The organism is Ochrobactrum sp. A-1, from assembly GCF_022488005.1.
In the GTDB taxonomy this organism is placed as follows: Bacteria; Pseudomonadota; Alphaproteobacteria; order Rhizobiales; family Rhizobiaceae; genus Brucella.
Genome location: NZ_JAKVQC010000007.1, coordinates 925,819 through 948,782, shown reverse-complemented (window position 1 = coordinate 948,782; position 22,964 = coordinate 925,819). Strand labels below are relative to the sequence as shown.

Sequence of the window (22,964 nt, the reverse complement as noted above, 5' to 3'; positions counted from 1 at the left end):
GGTTTTTCCACCGAGAAGTGAGCCACCTCTGACTATGGTTTTATGATTGGGTTTTGGTCAAGGGATTGGCTTTTTCTCCTCTCTTGTTTGCTGCGGCTGCAGAACTGGCCTTGAAGCGGAAGCTGTCATTACCTGTTTCCAGGATATGGCAGCGATGGGTCAAACGATCGAGCAATGCCGTCGTCATCTTGGCGTCGCCGAAGACTGTTGCCCATTCGCTAAAGCTGAGGTTGGTGGTTATCACCACGCTGGTCCGCTCATAGAGCTTGCTCAACAGGTGGAAGAGCAGCGCTCCGCCTGAAGCGCTGAATGGAAGGTATCCGAGCTCATCAAGGATCAGCAGATCGAGGCGGACCAAGGTCTCAGCGATCTGGCCTGCCTTGCCTTTGGCCTTCTCCTGCTCAAGTGCGTTGACCAATTCGATGGTTGAGAAGAAGCGGACTTTTCGACGGTGATGTTCGATAGCCTGGATGCCAAGGGCCGTCGCCACGTGGGTTTTGCCTGTGCCCGGTCCGCCGACGAGCACGATATTCTGCGCTCCGTCAATGAACTCGCATCTGTGCAACTGGCGCACCGTCGCTTCGTTGATTTCGCTGGCGGCAAAGTCGTATCCAGAGATATCCTTGTAGGCCGGGAAGCGCGCAGCCTTCATATGATAGGCAATCGAGCGGACCTCGCGCTCAGCCATTTCGGCTTTCAGCAACTGGGACAGGATCGGTACGGCTGCATCAAAAGCTGGAGCACCTTGCTCGATCAAGTCTGTGACGGCTTGCGCCATGCCATACATCTTCAGGCTACGCAGCATGATGACGACGGCGGCGCTGGCAGGATCATGACGCATGGCGACCTCCCACAATCCGGACGCGCAAGCCATCGTAGCGTTCTACATTGGCCTTGGGTTCACGCAGCAAGGTCAGTGCTTGTGGCGTATCGACGTCGGGACCGTCGGTCGTCTTGCCGTCGATCAGCATATGCAACAGGTTCAGCACATGCGTCTTGGTTGCTACGCCTTGATCCAGAGCCAGTTCCACGGCCCTGACGACAACCTGTTCGTCGTGATGAAGGACAAGAGCGAGGATGTCCGCCATTTCCCGATCGCCGCCGGGGCGGCGAAGCATCTGGTCCTGCAGTTGTCGAAAGGGCAGCGGCAATTCCACGAAGGGTGCGCCATTGCGCAGAGCACCGGGCTTGCGCTGGATGACGGCAAGGTAGTGCCGCCAGTCGTAAATCGTCCTCGGTGGCTTGTCGTGACTGCGCTCGATGACCCGCGCATGTTCGCAAAGAACGTTGCCCTCGGCTGCAACGACCAGTCGATCGGGATAGATCCGCAGGCTGACGGGCCGGTTCGCAAACGATGCAGGCACGCTGTAACGATTACGCTCGAAGGTGACCAGGCACGTTGGTGAGACTCGTTTGCCTTGCTCGACGAATCCGTCAAACATGGTAGGCAATTCCATCAATGCTGCTCGCTCATCAGCCCAGACATCCGCAATCGAACCGGGCAGGCTCCCGTGCGGTGTCTCCTGCCACAGGTCTTGGCAATGCTGTTCCAGCCAGAGGTTCAACGTTGCCAAATCCGGGAAGTCGGGCATCTGTTGCCATAGGCGGGGACGAGAATCCCGGACGTTCTTCTCGACCTGACCCTTTTCCCAACCCGCAGCGGGATTGCAGAACTCAGGCGCAAACACGTAGTGGTTCGTCATAGCGAGAAAGCGGATATTGACCTGCCGCTCCTTGCCGCGACCAACGCGATCGACTGCGGTGCGCATATTGTCGTAGATCCCTCGCGCAGGCACACCACCGAAGACCCGGAAGCCGTGCCAATGGGCATCGAACAACATCTCGTGTGTCTGGAGCAGATACGCCCGCAAGAGAAACGCCCGGCTGTGCGACAGTTTGATATGCGCAACCTGCAGCTTAACGCGCTCGCCGCCGATGACGGCATAGTCCTCACTCCAATCGAATTGGAATGCTTCGCCTGGGCGGAAAGACAGCGGAACGAATATGCCTCGGCCCGTCGTCTGCTGCTCACGTTGTCGATCCGCCCGCCAATCACGGGCGAAGGCCGCAACCCGGCCATAGGAACCGGTAAAGCCCACAGATACCAGATCGGCATGAAGCTGTTTCACCGTTCGGCGCTGCTTGCGTGACCTCCCGGCCTCGGTCTTTAGCCAGCCCGCCAGCTTGTCGGCAAAAGGATCAAGCTTGCTCGGTCGTTCCGGCACCGTGAACGTCGGTTCGATCGTGCCCGCGCTCAAGTACTTCGCAATTGTGTTGCGCGACAGCCCCGTACGCCGGCTGATCTCCCGGATCGACTGCTTCTCGCGCAGCGCCATCCGACGGATGATGTTTTAAAGTCCCATGTGGATCACTCCGTTGCCCCCGTCGCTCGCAGCGTTGGGGGAAGGTTCACATGGCTCAGTTCTCAATGGAAATTATCTGCCTAACCGGCTCAGTTCCGCGTGGAAACCAACACGCTTCTGAACGAAACAGGCAGTCTTTCATATTGCAAGTCAACGATCACTTCCTCGCTCGTAAAACACCCTGAGTTGCGACTATAGCCATTTCGCCTGACGGGCACTTGACTAACATATAGCCAATCAGCTATATGTCGATTAATAGCCAATTGGGTATGAATCGACCGTGATCATGAGAGACGAAGTTTTCAAAGCGTTATCCGACCCGACCCGACGGTCGATATTCGAGCGTCTTTGTCGAGAGGGCGAGAAGACGGTTACGGTGTTGACCGCAGGAACGAAGGTTTCACAACCTGTTGTCTCCAAGCATCTCGCCGCGCTCAAAAAAGCAGGCCTTGTCAGGGATCGTCACGAAGGCCGCCAAAGCCATTACAGGGCGGAATACACCGCACTGGTTCCTCTTATCGATTGGGCAAAAGAGTTGAACGGTTTTTGGGAACAGAAGTTCGATGCCCTTGAAGACCTGTTGAGGAGGATGGACCAATGAGCCAGATGTCAATTGATATGCGAACAGTAATAGTTGAGCGCGAAATGCCTCATCAGCCCGAAAAACTCTGGCGGGCGTTAACTGAGCCTCATCTGATCGCGGAATGGTTGATGAATAACGACTTCGCTCCGACGGTCGGCCATTGTTTCAAGCTTCGGGGTGAGTGGGGCGGCGTATTGGATTGCCAGGTGTTGGTTGTCGAGCCGAACAGACGGCTGTCTTACACTTGGAACCATATCCATGAGGACGAAGCATACAATCTCAGAAGTGTCGTGACCCTAATTTTGACACCCACCGCGACCGGGACACATTTGCGGATGGAACAGTCGGGCTTTATGCCGGGTCAGAAGCAGGCCATTCACGGCGCTCAACATGGATGGCAGAGTTTCCTTCAAAAGCTGGATGCAGTAGCCGCCAATTTGGGCTGACTTCATTCTTCGTCAGATTGTTGCAAAATATGGCAAGCCTCAGAACAACAGGAGTTCAGCCGATCCGCTTTGCGAACTCCCCAAGGAGAATGCACATATGGTCATAAATAAATCCATACGCCAAATTCACCGCTGGTTGTCGATTATTTTCACTCTTACCGTGATTGCGAATTTCGTCACTATGGCTTTCAGACAGCCTCCTGCATGGGTCGTCTATTCGCCGCTTTTACCGCTGTTTGTCCTGCTTGCGACTGGGCTGTATCTGTTTATTCTGCCTTATATTCCAAGACGGAGTGAGTGAAGCGTTTCCAGGGCCTGTATTACCTCGTTCCCCGCTGGAATAAGGAGGACGCTCCTGGAAACCGAGTTCATACGTACTCAGGAGCCTGCTGGAAATGGCCGCCAATGGAGCGGCTATCTTCTGGCGTCAAATCAAAAGCCAACACTGAGTTTTGCGTTGAAACCATTTTGTTTGGCGCCGGATGTGAACTGCCCATTATAGGATAGGTCAAGCGTGGCGTCTTCGGTCAGGCGGAAATCAAGCCCTGCTTCAAGGAGGGCGGCATCTTCGGCAATCGGAAGACCCCATACCGTGAAGGCATCCGAGCCTATGAAGCTTGCGGTGGAAACCGGCGTAATATCGCCATAGGCATGACGCCAGCCAAGGTCGGCTCGTGCCTTGGTCGCAATCGTTCCCAGAGTAAATTCGGTCGATGCGCGAAGCCCGAGTGTCGAGAAGCTGGTATCCGTCGTATCGGAGTTGACCGACAGGGCGGCTGCCGTCAGGCCTTCTTCTCCAAAACCATCCGTCTTCAGCCGCACATAGGCCAGATTGGTGTAAGGCTCGAAGAGGGCCTTGTCATAGCGAAGCTTATAGCCAAGTTCGCCAAAGAGCTGGAAAGTTCCGGCATCGTAATCGGCGTTCAGGCGATCGGTAAAGCCGGGAAAGGTGACAGAACGATCCATGTCGATGTTATGCCAAGTATAGGCAAGACCGGAGCGAAATGCCAAGGCATGGCCGTTATCGAAGTTCCATTCGGTTCCCGCATAGGCACCGAGCGTATAGTTGTCGCTGCTACCCGACGAAGAGCGCTCATCCATATTGAAACTGGAATGGCTATAGCCTGAGAGAAGACCGAGGCGCCATGTGTCGAGAACTGTACCGTCGATACCGGTAACGAAACCGCCGATGGATGACTTTGTGTCACCGGCATTGCCATCGCCATCCTGCCTGGCCCATGCACCATAAGCATAGCCCCAGGCGGTATAGAGGTTTTGTGCCGAAGCAATGCTGGCGGGAGCAACGGCGTCGACGGCAGAGGCAGGGGCCGAGCCAGCCTTTTGCGAAGGAGCATAAGACAGGGCATTGATCGATACAGCCGGAGCGCCGCCGAAAGCCTGCTGCAAACGGCCGAGTGCCGCATTGCGGACGAACTGGCTGTCATTGATCAGCGCGCCTTTGGTGGACGCATAAGCCTCACCGGAGAGGTTATCGAAGGCCGCACGGGCCTCGTCGGCCGACAGCATCAGCAGGCTGTTATAGAGTGCAAGTGACGAACCCGTCTGCGCCAGCGTATCCAGTCCTCTAGCTGTTGCCAGTTGGTTTCTTGTTTCTCCGACCGTCGTGAAAAGGGGAGGGGTAGGCTTTTCAGGCTCAGGCGTGCCGGGGTTGGATGGTTCCGCCGGGTCTTCCTTAATGGCGATATTCAGAAGAACATCTTTGGACGAATAATTCACGGTCAAATTGAGAAAGGCGGATTTTGAGACAACAGTGTCAAAAGTTCCACTGACGCCACCGTCAGCATGCATAATGGTATAGTTTTGTCCGCTCTGATAACTGGCTTTGGGGTCGATGGCAGTAATGGAAACCGTACTGCCAGATATCGTGGCCAAGCCTGTGACACCAACGATATCGGAGCGGCGATTCAAGGGGCCATTTGCAGCGATTTCGATCTCGAGGATTGAGCCGGGCGTGAGTGTCAGATTACCATCGACAGTTAATATGCCAATGGAATTTCCTGGAGACAATATACCGCCTGACTGAACCGTAGTCTCCCCGACCGAGCCAAAACACCCAAGGGTGGCGCCGGATAAGACGGAGATATTGCCGCCGAGTATAGCGCTGCTACTGTTAACATCGCCGACGATCAGTTTGCCGCCTGCGACTTGTGTCGTGCCAGTGAAGCCTGAACTGTCACCATTGAGGAGAAGCGTATCAGTGCCCCCCTTGACGAGCTCACCACCTAGCGGGTTCAAGAACTGATGGAGTGGATGCCCCCTCCCGACGGCATCGCAATATGCCATAGTGATGTTTGCAGCAACGTCACTCAGAGGAGAGAGCATCCATGAAGGAAGTTAGCATTGTCGGCCTTGATCTTGCAAAGCGTGTATTTCAAGTCCATGCGGTCAGTGCCGATGGCGGTTTTGTTCTCCGCAAGAAATTATCTCGCGTCCATGTAATGGCTTTCTTTCAGAGGCTTCCGAGTTGCACCGTTGCGATGGAAGCATGTGCCACCGCCCATTATTGGGCTCGTGAAATTGGCAAGCTCGGCCATGAAGTTCGGCTGTTGCCGCCTGCTTATGTGAAGCCGTTCGTGAAACGCCAAAAGAATGATGCGGCGGACGCTGAAGCTATTGTAGAGGCAGCCATCCGGCCCTCAATGCGTTTCGTTGCACCAAAGACAGAGAAGCAGCAGGCTGCTTGCATGGTTTTTCGTACGCGCGATTTGTTCGTCCGTCAGCGCACGCAGCTCATCAATGCTCTTCGTGCCCACTTGGCTGAACATGGTGTTATTGCACCCCAGGGAATTGCGAACCTCGCTGCTTTGATAGGGATCGTTGACCATGATAATAACGGTCTCAAGCGCGTGGTCGTAGAGACTGCCCGACTTTATCTTGAGCAGATTGATCTGCTTAGCTCCCGCATTGGCAATCTTGAGAAAGCAATCAAGTCAGAAGCTCGACAATCCGATAACACTGCGCGCTTGATGTCTATGCCTGGAATGGGCCCTATCACTGCCATGGCCATTGAAGCCTTTGCTCCTACTATGACAGCGTTTCGAAAAGGACGAGATTTTGCGGCATGGCTCGGTCTGGTGCCAAGACAGCACTCGAGTGGCGGCAAACAGGTACTGGGCAGAACGTCAAAAATGGGACAGCGTGACATTCGGCGGCTTTTAATTATCGGTGCAATGACAGTAATCAGATGGGCGTGCCGTAAAGCACCGCCAGAGAACTCGTGGCTTGGGAAAATGTTATCACGCAAGCCGCGTATGCTCGTCGCCATTGCACTTGCAAATAAAATGGCGCGCAGCGTCTGGGCGATGATGACAAAGAATGAGGAATTTAAAGTTTCCGCTCTCGCCTCTGCATAAGCAAAGATAGCAGTGTTGTAGCGAGATCGGATCGTCGGCGTGTGAGGAGATCAGCGAACGGTAAGGACAGAGATTGGAAAGACGGACTGGAAATGCAACCGGGTCAGTGAGCCTCGAGCTCGTAGAACTGATTTTGCGCCAGCTCCGCTTAGCTCCATACCGGCCAGTAGTCATAAAAGGACTACAGTAAAGGCCTGATACATGACCGCATCCAATCACACGTTGAAACCGCTCGAAGAAAAGCCTTGCATGAACGGGGGCATCCATACATGACCCGAGAAATTGCCGCCATATACATAAAGACGATCGCTGGCCCAGGACACCGTGCCGCCGTTTCCTGGCGTTGCATCCTGCAAGTTGCGAATTACCCCGCCATAGGCATAGAAATCGATTGTTGCGCCTGCGGCAACGCGCGGTGCACCAGTGAAGCCCGTAAGATTTCCCAATGAACGGTTACCGTCAACAAGGCGTCCATATGCGACTGTAATTGTCGAGGCTGGAGCTGCATTCGTACCGATGACGTCCATAACCACGTCACCGGTTGCATCACTCGTTCCGATCACCAGATTGCCCTGAAGAGTGAAGCTTTGACCCGCGCCACCATTGAGCCAAAGCTTAGTGCCTGTTGCAGTACTGATCGTGCCCGTTGTGCCTCTCTCAACGAGATAACTGTTGAGCGTGGAATGTCCAAGAGCGGAGTGTAACCGTCCCCCGTTAAGGGTGATCAGTCCTGTACCCAGTGCATCAATGATCGCGCTGCCGTTCTCGTGATTGGCGATGAGCGTGCCCGCTGAAATCGTTGTGCCACCCGAATAAGTGTTGGCTCCGTCGAGATAAACCGTCCCCAGGCCCTGCTTTATCAAGGCTCCGGTTCCTGAAATGGAAGCATTTTCGTCGAATTTCAGTGTTGAATCAGAGCCTATCGTATTCAAAATGGCATCGGATGCGAGTTGAACGTCTACCGGATTGGGCCCGCCAAAATCTTTGGTAGAATTATGCGTAGATACATTGACGCTAGCACTTCCGCTCGTCTCAGATAGGATCAACGTCCCGTTATAGAAATTAAATCCACCGCTGACCGCACCGGTCAGGTTTAACTCGCCGATGGTGAATGTCTGGCTATTAAGATTAACAAAGTGGTTCGTAAAACTGTCTGCGATGAATGTTGCTGCGGCTCCCTGGGCGTTAGGGACAGTACCCTCCTGCCATGCTGCTGCGTTGCCCCAAAACGGTGGTGATGTGTTATTCGTCCAGGTTTCGGTGTGAGCCGAAAACGGAAAACCGAGCGCGGTCGAGACAACGCTGGAAAAAAGCCAGAGCAGGTGCTTCTTGCGTCGGGAAGACGGCGTACGCAAAAGTCAAGTTTTTAAAGTAAGTAGTGCCATTGCTGCCCCCAAGAGACGCAGCAAGCCACTGCGATGCTGTTTTATATATCAGGAAATGCTGTATTCCCAACAGTTCAAACGGTCTATTGAAGATAAATGCACAGCGCATCTTCATTTAATAAGTAGTGCGAATATACGGTCTTCACATTGCCTTGAATAATGATAATCGACCGCCAGTATCCTACGACAATGGCTGAAGGTCTGCCTGTCAAAACGAGCCTGGCTATCGAGGGCCAAGTAACGATCTCGTGGTAATAGTACATTGTCAAACGCAACCGTCAGCCCACCGCCTGCAGAGGCAGATAAACGCGGTCACCCTTAAAGATCAGGCTTGGGTCGGTAATGTGCCCAAGATTTAATGCAACGGTTTCCGACACGTCTCTGTTGTTTGTCTTGGCAATGACGACAATGTTGTCACCGGTGTCCACAACAATGGCCGTATATCCCTGCTTGTCGAGGTCAGGATTGAAGCGACCCTGGCTATCCTGATCGCCGGCTGGGTGGATGTCGACATAATCTGCGAGTACCCACCCGGTCTTATCCGTGCCATCTGCCGCAAAACCATCCACAAAGGCCCATTCATTACCTGCCTTGTCTGTATGACGTTCACCTTTCTCATCGACCAGCGAGCCAGGGTGAAGCGTAGCGAGTTTCTCACTGTCGACGCCCGGCCTTTCCCTGACGTTAAGCCCGTCCGGCGCGATCACCACCAGTTGGGGTTTAGGTTCAGGGTTTTCTTCTGGTTGTTTCTCCGGCTGCTCTATCTCGGGAGGCTCGCCCGATGGTTCGGTTTTGGTATCGACGGCAGGAATAGAGTTATCTTCGCCATCTCCGAACAGTTTCGCAAAAGCATTGAAACTGTATATTGCCAAACCTCCGCCGAACGTGACGCCGTAGATCCAACGATCAGCCGTCGTCAAATTTCCACCCCACCCGGCTTTGCCACGTTGCTTTGCCCATAACCAGCCGGAGCCAAAAGCGAACATGGAGTTGGCGGCGGCGTCGAGAGGCTTAACCTCCCCTCCCAAAAACGGTAAGAGACTGCCAGCCGCATAGGAAGGCAAGTGATATTTATCTGCTTTGGTGAAGGCGCTCTGGCCAGTGCGCGCCTCTCGAAGCGCCTTGGCTCCGTAGGCAACATTGCTGACCGCGAACAGACCGCTGGAGAGGTTGGAAGAGAAGCTGTAGGGTGCTCCAATCGTCCCTGGAATGCCGCTATAGACCTGGTTGGGCAGATAGCTCAGCGCCGTGACGGCACGTACCGTGCGTCCAAAAGGATGGCTTACATCCATCTGTTTGATAGGCAAAGCCATGAGAACCTGAGTTGCGGCACGTGCGCCGTAACTGCTGGCATGAATCGCGAGCTGAGCATTTGCCGGAAGAAGCGGCATGACTATGGCAAATGTTCCGGTGCCGACTCCTGTCAATACGAAATCGCCAATCCCCGCAGCCCGCATCCTCGCTATTGCCTGTACAGGACGCGATGCAGGTTTGTAGCCATTGAGCGCTGCTCGGAGATCAGGTTTGATCGCCGCGGTCTGTACCGGTCTGAAGATGGCGTTCTGGGTCGAGGTAAATGCTCCAAGTTGCTGCTTGCTTAGCCCCGCCATTTGTCCCGGCGTAAATCTGCGCGACTGTGCGGTCGTGAATTCAGGTAGCTGCTCCGGCTTGAGAGCGCCAAGATTTATATGCTTTACTCGTTTTTCCGGAATGGCTCTTAACTGATCGCCATTCAAAGCCTGCCATTGGTGCTCGTTGAGTGATTTCCAGCCCATTGGCGACATACTGGTGATGTCATCGCCGGTCAGATTACGCGCAAAGATAAGCTCTTCGAGCATTGACCTGTGTTCGGCGCTCATTTTCTGCTTTTGTGTGCCGGTTATTGCTTCCATCTGGGGAGTGGTCAGTTCCGGCAGTTGTTCAGGCTTAAGCTGCGGAGCAATCAATCCGACGCTGCTTTCGGGCACGGACCGCAATTGTGGTCCCGACATCGTGTGTATCTGCCGCGTGCTCAATGCGCCGAATTGGGCTTTGCTCAACCAACCGAACTGCTGTGGCTCGAGGCCCGAAATGCCAAGCGAAGGGACTCGCTTCAGTGAAATTGCTCTGATCTGGGGCTCGGTGAGGTTTTTTTGCTGCCCCGCCCGATTGAAAGCCTCCCACTGCTTTTGTGTGAGCCACGATATCTGTCTGGGTTTTAACGACGAAACATTCAGGCTTGCCATCCGGTTTATCGGAATGGCCCGGGTCTGCCCCTGGGTCATGTGTTCCGGTAGGCCTGCCTGGTTGAATGCCTTCCATTGACCATTTGTCATTCCCGCCACTTGGCCTTTTGCGGACAGCCACGGAACCTGTTTTCCGTCGAGTCCGGCCATATCGAGCTGCTTGAATTGCTTGTCTGGAAGCGAGATGAGCTGGGTTTTGGTGAGAAATGTTTGCGAGCCTGACTTGTTGAACGCCTTCCATTGCGGACCGGTGAAGGCCGCGATCTGGCCGTGGGTAAGTGACTTGATCTGGTTCTGCGTCAATATTCCAGCGTCGATATATTTGACACGACCTTCCGGAATTCCGCGTAGCTGGTTACGGGTCAGATAAGGTTGCAAACCGGCCTGTTTGAAGTCGGCCCATTGTTTGGGTGTGAAACCTGCAACTTGATTGGATTTCAACCACGGGACATGCCTCGGCTCCAATTGCCCGATGTCGATATTGCGAGGTGTCGTGGCCTGTAGTTTTGTGCGGCTCGGACCACGGGGCGCGGATGGCTGATGGTTGGACGAGGCACCACGGATCCCTGGCACAACATAGGCATCTTTGCCGTCCCAGACAATGCTGTGACTTTTGTTGCTATATTGGGGTTCGTCGCCCCGAGGTGTCCATCCGCCTTTGGCTGTTACATAGATATTCTCGGGATTTTTCGGTGCACGACCGAGCACAGTCGCGGTAATTGGTTGTCCGGTTTCGTCGATCAACTGGATCGTTGTGGGTGCCTTGCCGGATTTGACGGCCGGGGTCTGGCCTGTGTTAATGGAGCTGGTCGGCCCGGTCCCATCGGGTTCGAGGGGCGAACGATAGGCCGCATTGGTAATCGTCGCATCCACTGGCGGCTGTGTTCCGCTTTCTTCACCATTGCCGGTCTTGACCGGTCGCATGGCGGCGAAAGATCTGACGCCCAATCCAGTGCCGACCACGCCTGTTCCCAAACCAGTGATCGCATTGGTAAATTCCAGCCCCGACATCTTGTCGCTGTTTGTCAGAAGGTCGCTTGCCGTGACAGCGATCATCGGAACGCCAAGGACGGCTGCTGTGCCCTCCAATCCATGAGCGGCGACGTTAATGGCGCGTCCACTGTTCAGATAAGACCGGGCGCTGGCCGCATAGGGCGAGGCCTGAAGATTAAAGGTCCGTCCACCTAGCCTGAAGGTTGAATCTTTCATGCGCATTGCGCCGAAATTTGCCTGTAGCGAGCGCCCGAATGACATTTCAGTGCGCGCTGCCATGCCGAAGGTACGCATACTGCTGCCGATGACAGGTAGTGCTGTCATGGCGACACTCGCTACGTTCATCAGTGATTCAGTATCGCCCCATTCGCCGCCGTGATCGAGATAATCAGCTTGTCTGATGACGGCACGCCCACCAAGATAAATGCCGCTACCGATTGCGATTGGTGCTGCCACTGGTGCGAGCGGAGAAAATGACAAGAGCATTGCTCCGGTGCCCACGAGACCGACGACCGGGTCAACAACCTTGTCCCGCGCTGAAACGATGCGTGCATCTACGACATCGAGCGCGATCTGACCGTCTTGCCCTTCCTTCATTTCCAGATTTTTGGGAATAACCAGCTTGCCGCTGTCGTCGAACAGGCGGTTGTTCTCCTGGAAGTCTTTGACCCCATCGAATTTCTGTCCATTGGCGTCGACATATTTCGTATTGCCGGCACTGTCCTGGATTGCGAACAATGTTGTTTGGCTTGTCTCACCACTTTCAGGTACGTAAAAAATCGGTACGGCCTTAACTTTGGGGCTGTCGCCGCCAATGTTATGGATTTCATCGATGATTTTGTCCCGCGCTTCCGCGTCGTCAATTCCGGTAAGGCCGGTCGTTTCACCGATATAGTCGCTCAATTCTTCGCCAGAGCGCTCTTTAAACTTGCCGTCAAATCCCCGGTCGTGCAGCCCCTGAAACTGCGGCTGGAAAACACCGTTCAGTGTTTTGTCTTCATCCTTGTCAAGAAGCACGCGATCAGTGTCGTCCGTGCCTAACCGCTCGGGCTCCGACAAAAGCAATTCTGATCGGTCGATATTGCTCGCAATGTTTTGTTTGACATCATCCAACTGATCGCGCTGCTGGTTAAGCATGCCAAGCTGGATCTGCAGTTTGGCAATGCGTGGATCAACCCAGCGGCCCTCTGTGGGCGCGCCCTGTGTCGGGCTTATCTCGATCCACACCGGTTTGCCGCTGCCGGCAAGTGCTTCAAGTTTTTCAGAACCTGACAGCTCCTTAAGGTCCTCTGCGACTTCTGGAGCGACCTTAACGGTTTGTCCATTGCCAAGATCCACCTCTACCGGCTTTTGATCATCCGACAGCAAACCGGCAGGGGGTTCTGTCGTGCCGGGACCATGCTGACCGATCGCCTCCTGTACCTTGGCTTCCATGCCCTCTATCTGCTTGTCGATTTCGCCGATGTTTACATCGACGCGCTTGTCGAGCAGAGTGTTGACGTTGATTTTTGCCTGCTCATAACCGGCCAGTGGGCCGGGATTGGCAACGCACTGGTCGCCGTTTGATGTGGGAATGGAATTCGCCTGAAGGTCTCGCCATTGCTGGGCAAGTGGGCCGTTGCGTGCCTCATCGCTTGCATCCTTGTCGTCGGGATCGGCAGTGATGTCGATCTCGAGCGTCTTGTCCTCATATTTGATTTCCAGGACAAACTGTCCATCGGCGTTCTGGATGACTTCGGCACTTTTGAACTTGCCGCTGAATTTTCCACCGGCATCGGTAAACCCGTCTGGATCAAACTGGTGCGGTGCACGCTCCCTTTGCTGTGCGATTGTCTGATTTTCCAGGGCTTCGTAGTCGGCTTTCCCGCTTTTTTGCGAATAGTAGGTGGAATAGGCCTCGCTGAGTTGCAGGGCGCCATCAGTCTGGGTCTTGAATAGTGCAACTTGCGGTTCGACCCAGCGCCATTCCGTCCTCACACTGCCATCGGGCTGCGTGATGTTGACCTGCACGGCTATCGATGTCGCACTTGCAAGTGTATCGATCCCACCACCGGCGACGTTGTAGGCATCCGCGATATCCGGTGCTACCTTGAGGGTCTGATCACCAATGTTGATTTCTACCGGCTCCTGGTTTTTTTCCAGCATGCCGGGTGATGGACTGTCCGACCCGGTTGTAAGAACCATCATGTCGGCAAGCGCCTGGTCGCCTGCCTTGTTCTTGACGTCGGCCTGAGCAACTAGGTCGTTGATCTCTGCCCACGCAGCTTCACCTTTTTCAACCTCATCCTGGAAGTTGTAATTGCTGTCGGCTGCGACGACCACCGTGTCATTGCGGCCGGGATAGTATCCCATGTTGACGCGCTTATCGATCGCCTGATCGAGCAGCGTCTTGCCGTCTTTGTAAGCGTTGTAAGCCTCCGTGGCCTTGGTATGGGCATCGTGGGCGTCGGTTTGTAGTTGCTTGGCGTCCTCCAGCGTGCCTTCCGGCTTGACCGCATTCCACTGTAGCCCCAGGGGCTCGAGTTTCTCGTTTATGCCAGTCTGGGCTGCTTCGACAGCCTGCTTGTAGTCAGGATCGAGCAGGTATCGGTTAAGATCGGCATAGTCGCTGCCGATCTGTGCCTTGGTCTCGGTTACTTGAGAAAGGGCAATATTCTCATCCTGAATTGCAGCGGCGACATCGGGGTGCATCCATATCCACTGGCCGTTGACGGGGTATGCAATCCATTTTTCGCCCGGTGGGATGCCATATTTGGGCGGATCGCCAGCCGGGTCCAGTACGCCATCCCTTTCCGTCGGCGTTGCTGCAATGCCGGGAAGTTTGGGGCCATCAGGATCAGCCGGATTGACGATACCATGCTCATCAATAGCGTCATCTTTCGCCTGCGTAGCATCGGTTGCGCTCTTTTCCTGAACCTCCAGAAACTTATCCGCGAGCTGGCTTTCGGCGAAGGCCTTGGTGACCTCGCCTTCCTTCTTTTCGGCGGGGTCCGTGCTGTTGGGATTGGCTTCAACCAAAGACTGCGCCAGCGCCGCCTCCGCGCTGCCCTTTTCGAGTGTTATCGTGTCGCCGGTCTCGTTATCCTTCAGGGTGACTGTGCCATCGGAACCAGTGGTCATGGTGTAGCCGTTTGCAGTCACTGAGGTTGTAGTGGTTTCTTTGCCGTCTGCGCCTTTTTGACTGGTGGTTTCCGTTATCCGGCCGTTTTCATCGGTTTCGGTTTTGCTGGTCACGCCCGTCTGTGAATTGGTAACAGTCTTGGTTGTCGTGCCGGTCGCACCGTCCTTGGTTTCAACCGTTGTCACAGTATAGGACGGAGCAACCGGTCCCTGTACGCCTTCGGGAAGACTGTTGTCGTGAACCTCCCGGGTGTAGGTCGTTTCATCGCCAGTTTTGCTGTCCGTCAGGGTTATTGAAGTGGTAGTGCCGCTGGTTATCTCCTTGATGTCTACACCGGCAGCCAGCAACTCGGCGCGGACCTGATCGGCAGACAATCCACGTTCCTGCGCGATCTCCTCGACCGTCTTGCCATTCTCGATAGCGTTTTTTGTATCGGAGACGTTCTGGTCTGCCGTCTTTACAGTGCCCTTGTCGCCGGGCAGGCCCGGAGCCGATTGCTTCGGATCCAGCTCGACCTTTTCTCCGTCTGGACCGATTACGAAGGTTTGCGTAGTGCCATCAGGCTTTACGGTCGTTTCAACTTTCGTCCCGTTGTCATAACTGGTCTCGGTATGGGTCTCACCACTACCAAGATCGTCCGTTTCTGTGGTGGTCGTCACCCCGGTCTCGGAGTCGTAGCTGATTTCCTGCTTTTTTTCGCTTTCTGTACGAATTGGCGACGTATCCGTGTCGCCATCAGGGGTGGTCGTCACGGTGTAATGGGTACCATGTTGATAATCGACATTCTCCGTAACCGTACGCCCCTGACTGTCGGTGATTGTTGTGACGCGTGTGTCACCATTCTGGCCCTGGGTGACAACAATCTCGGGGGCTTTTTCTCCGCCAAGTGCAGTCATGACGGCTTCGCGCGTCATGCCTCGCTCCTGTGCGATTGTGTCGATGCTCTTGCCCTTGCCGAGATCGGCATGGATTTCGTTTGCAATCTCCGTAGGTGTTTTCTCGGTCTGTGTCGTAGAGACCGGCTTCACATCCGGCTGCTTTTTTGCTGGCGGAGGCGGCGGGGGAGGTGGAGGAGGTGGCGGCGGAAACTTCCGAATAATATCAAATATTCGCATCCAACGTCTCCCAAACTGTAGATTTCAGGCCGTTCGCGCATAGCTGCCCATACCTCAGACCGGATCGGTCTGGATTGGGCCGGGCGCAAAAGCCTCCAGCCTCCGCATGCTTCGGGAAATATGGTAAGGCGGTGTAGCCAGTCAGCAAAATCCACTTGGATTACCAAGTCAACATTCTGATATTTAAAAGAATATCTCTTCAGCGTTGTTGCACACGGCAGATCAAGTAATGAGAACGGATTGATTTTTGGTGCGAACGGGCGACAGTGATGCAACAGGTTTTGTCGATTAAACATGATCGAGCGCAACGAGATGAGGCACGACCAAAGAAAAGAAATCACTGTGTATATACTGGCCGAGCGTTGAGCGATCGAACATGGTATCGACCAGACCGATATCCTCGATTACCGGTATCTGCATGCGGCGCGCAGCTTTCTCCAATTGCAGGGCGTCCTCATCTGAGGCTTTCCCGGCTATTAGCGGCATCGACGTTTCGCCCTTAACAAAGCGAATGCCGATTGCCCGCCTTTTGCCCGAGAAGACGAGCGTTGGACCGGCTTTCGCGCGTTGATAGGGAGTGGAAACCGTTTCCTGTCGCAAACGATTGAACTCGCGTCGAATATACGGATCACCCTCGATATCGCGATGTTCGCGCCGGTATTCGCTGCGCGTCATTTTCATGTCACGGCCAAAAAGCCAGCGCTGGACAGGAATATCGGCCAGCCCAAGAAGGACGAAGCTCAGCGCTCCAGTTACTGCAAAGGCAACCAGCGCACCGAAAGCTACCGGGGCAAGGCAGCCGGGCGCGCACACAGGCGCCTGAAAGATGGGCGACAGCCAACTGGCGCCAATGGCAATGAAAATGGATGAGAGCAGTGCGACCTTGGTTATTCCCTTGATGAACTCAATGAGATTGCGCAGGGACGCCAGACGTTTGAACCCTGTGACCGGGCTAAGCTGACTGAACTGGGGCTTCACCGGCTCGAAGGAGAAAATCAATCCCTTCATCATAATGATGGCTGTGGGGACGAGAGATAAAAGCATTATTGCCAGGGCCGATCCCATCATGGTCAGGAACAGCCAGAATACCATCATCACTGCCTGTCGGGCCAGCAACTCGAACGGTTGGCTGCCCGCCAGTGCAACGATCTCGATCAGTTCAATAAAACGTGCATAGAACCAGCCACGAAAGAAATAAAACAGCCCTAGTACCGCGATAAAAGATACAGCAGTCAACAAATCGCGGCTGCTGGCTACCTGACCCCGCTTCCGCGCATCCTTGAGTTTTTTGGCTGACGCAGGAAAACGTTTTTCTTCAGTATCTTTGTCAGCCATCGTTCAATCGCTTCTGTCTGGATTTTCACTTGAAGCGGAGCACAAATGTTCTGCGCTATGGCGTTTGCGGTTCCCTATCTTGAGGTTGTTCGGGGGCTTCCTCGGTTCCGTAGATATATCGACGCGCGGCTCGAACCGATGGCGCAGAAGGCGGAGGCCCCATGCGGCGTCCTTCGATCAGGTCTTTCTCACTTTCAACCATGCGCTGAAGATTAAAGGCATTTGCACAGCCTGGGGGTAAATGTGGCCCGACCTGTGAGACTTTCATATACCGGGTTCCCGCCGATGTTGGTTCCTGGTCGGCGGGCGCTGTCAGGCAAGCATTGGGAACCAGAACTGAACCTTGCACACCTTTGGCACCGTCGCTTTGACCGGTGGGAACATAACTATAATCATTTGAATGATCCGGTTCCGGGGCAGGTGTTGCACATGCTGAAAGGAGGATAATCGGAAGGATCCTGCCAAGACCGGTTATGTGAAAAGCCATTGGCGTCCTCCTCACTTGATTATCAGTCCCATGGACGGTGCATTCCTGGTCCGCGGCGGTTTCTTTCGCGCGGGCCGGTCGATCGGGGTTGCCAGATCGCGGCTGCTGACGGGATTGACGATGTAGGGTGTGATCAAGACCACCAGCTCGGTCTCCCGTTTCTGAAATCTTTCCGAGCGAAACAGACTTCCAAGGATCGGCGTGTCTCCGAGAACGGGGACTTTCTCAAGATTGCGGGTCATGTTTTGCTGAAACAGTCCCGCCAGCGCAAAGGTCTGTCCACTTCCGACTTCAACGGTGGTGTCGACCCTGCGAACGACGAAGCTTGGATAACTGAAACCGTCGGACCCCGCAGATGCATTGATGCTGGAGATTTCGCTAACCTCCGGTTTGACATGCATGGCAATGCGGTTCTTTCCAATAACGGTCGGAGTGAAATTTAGCGAAACCCCGAAGGGCTTGTATTCGACAGTGTAGACGCCCTGGCCCTGTGGCACCTGGATAGGAATTTCTCCACCTGCGAGAAAATTGGCAGGTTGTCCGCTGACCGCAGTCAGATTTGGTTCGGCGAGTATTTTTACCAGGCCGTTGCGTTTGAGTGCTTCAATCACAACATCAAACTTGAAACCGCCTGATGTCGATCCGCCGGCTCCTAGATTGCCGCCGCCGTCAGGAATAGCGTTATTACCGAATATTCCCAACTTGAGACCATTCGATTCATATCCGAATTCCCAGTCGATGCCGTAAGATTGCAGTTCGCTGCGCGCTACTTCCGCAAAGCGGACGCGAATATTGACTTGCTGTGACCCTCCGCCCAGAGTCGAATTGTTGATCGGTGGCTGATCGGGAAGGGAAAAGCTGCGAGCAACATTCTCTGTCGCCAGTGCTTCATCGATGTTGCCAGCCTGGCCATCCACGATGAGCTGGTTGCCGCTGAACGTCAGATTGGTGGTTGAAGTTGGGGCTGCTGCCTGATTTGCACGGTTGGCTGCCCGGGCATTGTTGGCGACGACGATCTGGGTCGCCGCCTGAATCTTGCGAGCCCTGGTCATCGCTATGAGATTGGTTGCGCCTGGCTTCACGCCGTACACATAGACAACGTCCGGGGCAACGACCTGAAGCTCGGCAATGGTTGAGTCCGCCATGAAAACGGATTCAACAGGTTCGTTGAAACGTATGATACGACCTTGCCCGACAGGCAGGTCGATAGCCGTTTGGCCCGACAGGCGTAAGGCGTCCTGGGCACTTGCCGTTCCGCATAGCAATAAAGTCAGCGCGCCAATGAACGCTAGAATACGGCAACATGCCAGCCGGAAAACATATCCAGGACATAGCTGTCGTAATGCGAATTCATCCATGTTTTATTGTTCCCACTCTTATTGTCTTATGCCTGTTGTGAGTGACCGACGTCCTGCATACGATTGGTCAGCCTGCCTTGAACGCTATTCCCGGAGCTTGATCCGGTAACCGTTCCCAACGGCTGCACATTGAATTCAAAGGCCAACTCCTGATAGGACAATACCGAGATATCGACGCCGTGATGGACGAGCAGGGCGCGCAGATGCGGGCGAATATCCGCAGCCGTAATGACGACGGGCGCGGTATCAGCCGTTGAGCGTGCGTTCAATTGCTTGATCTGCTGGGCAATGCTGTGAAGAGCGTCATCGGATAAATCGAGTACCGCGCCTGCGCCCGCATGTCGGAGCGCACTTCGTACGTCGTGCTCGGCGGAACGTTCAAGAATGAACGCGGCGATAACATGATTGTCATCGGCTGCCGCAAAGCTGATCTGTCTTTTCAAGGCCATACGAATTTTTTCATTGAGTGCACGCGTCTCCTCGTTCCCGGCCTCAATGAGCGCTTCCAGGATGACGCGCAGGTTGCGTATCGTCACGCCTTCTGCGACGAGCATTCGCAGTACCTCCAGCACTTTCGTGGTCGGCATCGCTTCCTTCACCTGAGCCACAAGCTCTGATGAGGTTTTGCTCAGATCTTGCAGGAGATTATTGGTCTCCTGAATGCCGATGAAATGCTGGGAGTACGTCCTGAAAACAAAACCCAGCAAAGGCCCCACAATATTTCCTATTGGTCGGAAAGGAATATCGGCCCCGGCAAGGAGCTCCTGATGATCCCCAGCAACCAGAAATATCTGCCTCAGACCCTGTATCTTCATCAGGTTGTCGCCGGAAATGCCGGCCAGTTCGAGATGGGCCGGGTCCTCATCGACAAGAACGCAACCAGACGGAATCTCCATTTCAAGCACTGGCACATCATCAAGATCGATGCGTAACTGGCGTGGCTTGAGTTTCCCGTCGACAAGCCGAGGAACCGGAGGCACGTCGATGCCAAGTTCACTGCCGATAAGGCTACGCGCTTCATTTTGCGATAACTGCAACAGATCGGCGGGCATATCTGTTGCCAGCTCCGTACCAATTCGAATGACGAGCGGTGAATCATAGACCGGCAAGTGCTCTTTGCTGTCGTCATCGTCGGACACCTGCCGTAGCTGCACCGTTTCGCCGGCTTCCTTATCTTCGCCGACCTGATTACGTTGCATGGCATAACCGGCGACACCGAGAAGAAGGCCGAGCATGATAAATACCGGCATCGGGAAGCCGGGGACGATCGCCAGAACGAACATGATTAGGCTGGCCATGATCAGACTTCGCGAATTGCGCAGTAGCTGTGACGTAATCTGGCGTCCCAAGTCACTGCCATTTTCAGCGCTGGCAACACGCGTGACCATTGTACCGGCAGCAACGGCGACCAGAAGCGCCGGAATTTGAGCCACAAGACCGTCACCAACCGAAAGCAGGGAATAAGTCATACCAGCCTCTGCAAACCCCATTTCGTGCTGCAGAACTCCAACAGCGAGGCCGCCGATGAGATTGACGAAAATGAAAACCATTCCTGCAAGCACATCGCCTTTGACGAACTTCATGGCACCGTCCATGGCACCGAAGAACTGGCTCTCCTGCTCGAGTGTTTGGCGCATCGCGCGTGCTTGGGCCTGATTGATGTCACCGTTACGCAATTCGGCATCAATACTCATCTGCTTGCCAGGCAGGGCATCCAGTGTGAAACGTGCTGCGACCTCGGCAACCCGCTCCGCACCTTTGGCGATCACTACGAACTGCGCAATCGTAATGATGAAAAATATGATCAGACCAACGGCAATACTTCCGCCAACCACGAAGTTCCCGAACGCCGTAACAATTTCACCCGCATCCGCCTGCAAAAGAATGAGGCGGGTTGTTGTGATGGTGATCGCCAGTCGAAAAAGGGTTGCGATCAAGATTGCGGAGGGCAGCGCAGAAAACTGGAGGGGCGTGGTTGCATAAAGCGAACTGAGCAGGATGAGGACGCTGAATGCGATGTTAAGCGTGATGAGTCCGTCCACAGCCCAGGTAGGCAGCGGAATAACCATCATGCTGACAGCTACCAGAACCAGCACGGCGATAACGATATCGCTGGTGTTCCGTGCTCTTGCGAGGAAACGGGATATCCTGTTCATCATGCCCCGATCTCTGCCCGCATTTTCACAAACAGGTTAAAAGCCTGTCGGGCTTCTTCCTGACGCCCCGCTGCATAAAGAGCGCGGCTTTTCAGCAAGTGAAGCGCCGGATCACGCCTGCCATCCAGTACTTCCAGCCGTGAGATTGTTTCGAGAGCCTTGTCGGCTTCACCATCAAGCGTGAGAAGGTAACTGAGCGTCCGAAGGACCCCGACATCGTCCGGGGACAACTGGGCCGCAATCAAAAGATAAGCCGCTCCCCGTTTGGCCTGCCCATGACATCCGTAGACATAGCCAAGCAGATGGAGCAACTGAACGGTGTCACGAGGATTTGTCAGTGCTGGTCTCCTCGCGCAGCCGATTGGAAAAACTGTTGTGGCGGCTGATTTCATCATCAATCAATGCGACTGTGAGCGAGCGTAGATTTCCGTTTCCCTCCAGCGGCATCAGACCACCATCGATATATTCGCCGAGTAGTTGCGCTGCATGCCCGATGATCGACACATCGACGATGCGCGGGCGCACGAATTCGGTGAGAATTTCGTTGAGGGTGTCGCTGTTGTGCAGAGACGCGAAGGTCATTTCAGACGGTGCGGCCTCGCTCGCATCAGCCTCTGTCGTACCTTGCGCGGTTCTGCGCTTGCGAAGCGCATCAATGGCCTTCAGATTCTGGCGCTCAATTTCTTTGCCGTGAACTGCTTGGGAGCGCCCAATATTCTGGATGTCGCCTGGCGGGCCTGGGTCAAGGCGGATTGCATCCATGCGTCGCGTCATCGGTAGTTTAGAGCAATTGTTGCCCCCTCCTTGCTGAGGTGAAGCGACTTCTCGCCAATCTTGCTGATCATCCAGCCATCTTCCACATAGGCGCCCTCATGATAACGAGTGCCGTCTCCTGCCAACACGTAGGAATTCGGCCCGAACCAGATGGCTTGTAGGGCAAGGCGAGGGGGCGTGCCGACACCGCTGACAGTGACGTTCGAAGTCAGCACGAGTCTGTCACCATAGCTCCGATCAAACCAGGACTGTATATTTAGCCATGCTTCGCTTTTCTCCTTGGCTAAAGCGCCCGAAGCCACGAGGCGGTTTTTTTCGACTGCCAAAGTCACTCCGCTGATGCCTGCCTGGTCCAGTTGAGCGGCCAGCAGGCCGTGGGCGACAGCCGGAGTTTCTGCCTTCTCCGGCGTGGCAGCTTGCATCGTACTGCCACTATCAGCACCTGGCCCAGCGCCTACCGGCGGGCTCATCAATGCGTGTGCCGCAAGAGACGCAAAGACGCCGATACAACAGACCACAGCCGCAACTGCCGTCGTTGGGCGTTTAAAAAAGCTTTTTGGCTCGGGCTGAGACGGAGCACAGATCACCATCTGTGCATCGCCGACGACGATGTTCACAGGTAATCGGCTGCGATAACCGTGCCCCTTGGCGATGTGATGAGTATCAACTTCAACATCACCGCCGACGGCCTCGATTTCGACGCGGGTACCTGCAGGCCGCACCAGCACATGACGAGCGGCAATACCTGCGTCCTTTAAAACAATATCAGCTTCAGCGTCGGAACCGATGACGTAAGCTGAACCATCAAGCGAGATGGTTGCGCCTTGGTGTAATCCTGCGGCGACGCTCAGTCGAACATTCCCATCCGTAAAGCCGCTACGCCATTTTTCCAGTAAAGCGGGCAGGGCGTGCATCGGCTTGTTATCCTCCCGGCAAAATTGCCCGACCGGACCGTCCGGCCGGGCAGAATCGTGTCAGGACACGCTCGTATTAGCGACCGGACTGGCCGACCGCATCTGCTACGCGGTTGCGTGCCTGACTTGTGGCCTTGTCAGTTTCGACCGTAAGGTTGAACTTGGTCAATGCGAGCTGAGCGGCGTGCTGCTCTTTCCAGAAAGATTGCAGTTCGTTCACATTCCCGCCGGTCGTATTGTCTACTTGTGTCAATGTGGGTCTCCTTGAGTTCGAACTTCATGCCCGACAGTAACCGTCGCGCATGTTCTCAGGTGCAGCGCGATACTAGCTTGGG

The 22,964-nt window shown here is 54.7% G+C and carries 16 protein-coding genes; 4 read left to right on the top strand and 12 right to left on the bottom strand.

Features of this window, described 5'->3' with window-relative positions:
• Positions 1-40: 40 nt before the first annotated feature.
• Both istB and istA read right to left on the bottom strand, forming a co-directional pair.
• Positions 41-841, bottom strand: a complete 801-nt coding sequence (gene istB / locus MKS82_RS22495; RefSeq protein ID WP_025590956.1) for an IS21-like element helper ATPase IstB — start codon at positions 839-841, stop codon at positions 41-43.
• Entirely contained in the window at positions 831-2,336 is a 1,506-nt protein-coding gene (gene istA / locus MKS82_RS22490) for an IS21 family transposase (protein ID WP_240579299.1), read from the bottom strand. The genes istB and istA overlap by 11 nt, the downstream gene beginning before the upstream one ends.
• Positions 2,337-2,649: 313 nt before the next feature.
• On the opposite strand from istA, the gene MKS82_RS22485 reads away from it, so the two are divergent.
• From MKS82_RS22485 to MKS82_RS22475, 3 genes are all read left to right on the top strand, one after another.
• On the top strand, positions 2,650-2,964 hold the full coding sequence (locus tag MKS82_RS22485) for an ArsR/SmtB family transcription factor (protein ID WP_109989619.1): 315 nt from the start codon (positions 2,650-2,652) through the stop codon (positions 2,962-2,964).
• A complete protein-coding gene (locus MKS82_RS22480; RefSeq protein ID WP_109989618.1) occupies positions 2,961-3,392 on the top strand; it encodes an SRPBCC family protein in 432 nt (143 codons plus the stop codon). The genes MKS82_RS22485 and MKS82_RS22480 overlap by 4 nt, the downstream gene beginning before the upstream one ends.
• 97 nt (positions 3,393-3,489) lie before the next feature.
• Positions 3,490-3,693 (top strand): hypothetical protein, encoded by a 204-nt coding sequence (locus MKS82_RS22475; RefSeq protein WP_109989617.1) that lies wholly within the window; start codon positions 3,490-3,492, stop codon positions 3,691-3,693.
• A 131-nt stretch (positions 3,694-3,824) separates the two neighbouring features.
• Here the strand turns inward: MKS82_RS22475 and MKS82_RS22470 are convergent, their stop codons facing one another.
• Positions 3,825-5,696: an autotransporter family protein gene (locus tag MKS82_RS22470; protein WP_240579298.1), complete on the bottom strand. Its 1,872-nt coding sequence runs from the start codon at positions 5,694-5,696 to the stop codon at positions 3,825-3,827.
• Positions 5,697-5,737: 41 nt separating this feature from the next.
• Here MKS82_RS22470 and MKS82_RS22465 point away from each other — a divergent pair, with 41 nt between their 5' ends.
• Positions 5,738-6,766: an IS110 family transposase gene (locus MKS82_RS22465; protein ID WP_109989615.1), complete on the top strand. Its 1,029-nt coding sequence runs from the start codon at positions 5,738-5,740 to the stop codon at positions 6,764-6,766.
• A 215-nt stretch (positions 6,767-6,981) separates the two neighbouring features.
• Here MKS82_RS22465 and MKS82_RS22460 read toward each other — a convergent pair whose 3' ends face one another.
• The 9 genes from MKS82_RS22460 to MKS82_RS22420 all read right to left on the bottom strand — a co-directional run bounded on the left by MKS82_RS22460 (position 6,982) and on the right by MKS82_RS22420 (position 22,882).
• Positions 6,982-8,121 (bottom strand): autotransporter-associated beta strand repeat-containing protein, encoded by a 1,140-nt coding sequence (locus MKS82_RS22460; RefSeq protein WP_109989614.1) that lies wholly within the window; start codon positions 8,119-8,121, stop codon positions 6,982-6,984.
• A 308-nt stretch (positions 8,122-8,429) separates the two neighbouring features.
• Entirely contained in the window at positions 8,430-15,605 is a 7,176-nt protein-coding gene (locus MKS82_RS22455; protein ID WP_146206509.1) for a DUF4781 domain-containing protein, read from the bottom strand.
• A 288-nt stretch (positions 15,606-15,893) separates the two neighbouring features.
• Positions 15,894-16,940 (bottom strand): EscU/YscU/HrcU family type III secretion system export apparatus switch protein, encoded by a 1,047-nt coding sequence (locus MKS82_RS22450; RefSeq protein ID WP_109989611.1) that lies wholly within the window; start codon positions 16,938-16,940, stop codon positions 15,894-15,896.
• 498 nt (positions 16,941-17,438) lie between these two features.
• Positions 17,439-18,785: a type II and III secretion system protein family protein gene (locus MKS82_RS22445; protein WP_109989610.1), complete on the bottom strand. Its 1,347-nt coding sequence runs from the start codon at positions 18,783-18,785 to the stop codon at positions 17,439-17,441.
• A gap of 26 nt (positions 18,786-18,811) precedes the next feature.
• Positions 18,812-20,944, bottom strand: a complete 2,133-nt coding sequence (sctV, locus tag MKS82_RS22440; RefSeq protein WP_109989609.1) for a type III secretion system export apparatus subunit SctV — start codon at positions 20,942-20,944, stop codon at positions 18,812-18,814.
• Positions 20,941-21,252 carry a hypothetical protein gene (locus MKS82_RS22435; RefSeq protein ID WP_109989608.1) on the bottom strand — a complete coding sequence of 104 codons (312 nt, stop codon included), beginning with the start codon at positions 21,250-21,252 and terminating at the stop codon, positions 20,941-20,943. The genes sctV and MKS82_RS22435 overlap by 4 nt, the downstream gene beginning before the upstream one ends.
• A 10-nt stretch (positions 21,253-21,262) precedes the next feature.
• Positions 21,263-21,703 (bottom strand): hypothetical protein, encoded by a 441-nt coding sequence (locus tag MKS82_RS22430; protein ID WP_146206508.1) that lies wholly within the window; start codon positions 21,701-21,703, stop codon positions 21,263-21,265.
• A gap of 8 nt (positions 21,704-21,711) precedes the next feature.
• Positions 21,712-22,629 carry a SctD/MshK family protein gene (locus MKS82_RS22425; protein ID WP_109989606.1) on the bottom strand — a complete coding sequence of 306 codons (918 nt, stop codon included), beginning with the start codon at positions 22,627-22,629 and terminating at the stop codon, positions 21,712-21,714.
• Between the two features lie 76 nt (positions 22,630-22,705).
• Positions 22,706-22,882 (bottom strand): hypothetical protein, encoded by a 177-nt coding sequence (locus MKS82_RS22420; RefSeq protein WP_181394340.1) that lies wholly within the window; start codon positions 22,880-22,882, stop codon positions 22,706-22,708.
• Positions 22,883-22,964 lie beyond the last annotated feature (82 nt).

What these genes read in the sequence shown, in the direction of transcription:
- sctV (WP_109989609.1), bottom strand. Translation starts at nt 20,944, where the DNA reads ATGATGAACAGGATATCCCGTTTCCTCGCAAGAGCACGGAACACCAGC.
- MKS82_RS22465 (WP_109989615.1), top strand. Translation starts at nt 5,738, where the DNA reads ATGAAGGAAGTTAGCATTGTCGGCCTTGATCTTGCAAAGCGTGTATTT.
- MKS82_RS22480 (WP_109989618.1), top strand. Translation starts at nt 2,961, where the DNA reads ATGAGCCAGATGTCAATTGATATGCGAACAGTAATAGTTGAGCGCGAA.
- istA (WP_240579299.1), bottom strand. Translation starts at nt 2,336, where the DNA reads ATGGCGCTGCGCGAGAAGCAGTCGATCCGGGAGATCAGCCGGCGTACG.
- MKS82_RS22475 (WP_109989617.1), top strand. Translation starts at nt 3,490, where the DNA reads ATGGTCATAAATAAATCCATACGCCAAATTCACCGCTGGTTGTCGATT.
- MKS82_RS22445 (WP_109989610.1), bottom strand. Translation starts at nt 18,785, where the DNA reads ATGGATGAATTCGCATTACGACAGCTATGTCCTGGATATGTTTTCCGG.
- MKS82_RS22450 (WP_109989611.1), bottom strand. Translation starts at nt 16,940, where the DNA reads ATGGCTGACAAAGATACTGAAGAAAAACGTTTTCCTGCGTCAGCCAAA.
- MKS82_RS22470 (WP_240579298.1), bottom strand. Translation starts at nt 5,696, where the DNA reads ATGGCATATTGCGATGCCGTCGGGAGGGGGCATCCACTCCATCAGTTC.
- MKS82_RS22430 (WP_146206508.1), bottom strand. Translation starts at nt 21,703, where the DNA reads ATGGATGCAATCCGCCTTGACCCAGGCCCGCCAGGCGACATCCAGAAT.
- MKS82_RS22425 (WP_109989606.1), bottom strand. Translation starts at nt 22,629, where the DNA reads ATGCACGCCCTGCCCGCTTTACTGGAAAAATGGCGTAGCGGCTTTACG.
- MKS82_RS22455 (WP_146206509.1), bottom strand. Translation starts at nt 15,605, where the DNA reads ATGCGAATATTTGATATTATTCGGAAGTTTCCGCCGCCACCTCCTCCA.
- istB (WP_025590956.1), bottom strand. Translation starts at nt 841, where the DNA reads ATGCGTCATGATCCTGCCAGCGCCGCCGTCGTCATCATGCTGCGTAGC.
- MKS82_RS22485 (WP_109989619.1), top strand. Translation starts at nt 2,650, where the DNA reads ATGAGAGACGAAGTTTTCAAAGCGTTATCCGACCCGACCCGACGGTCG.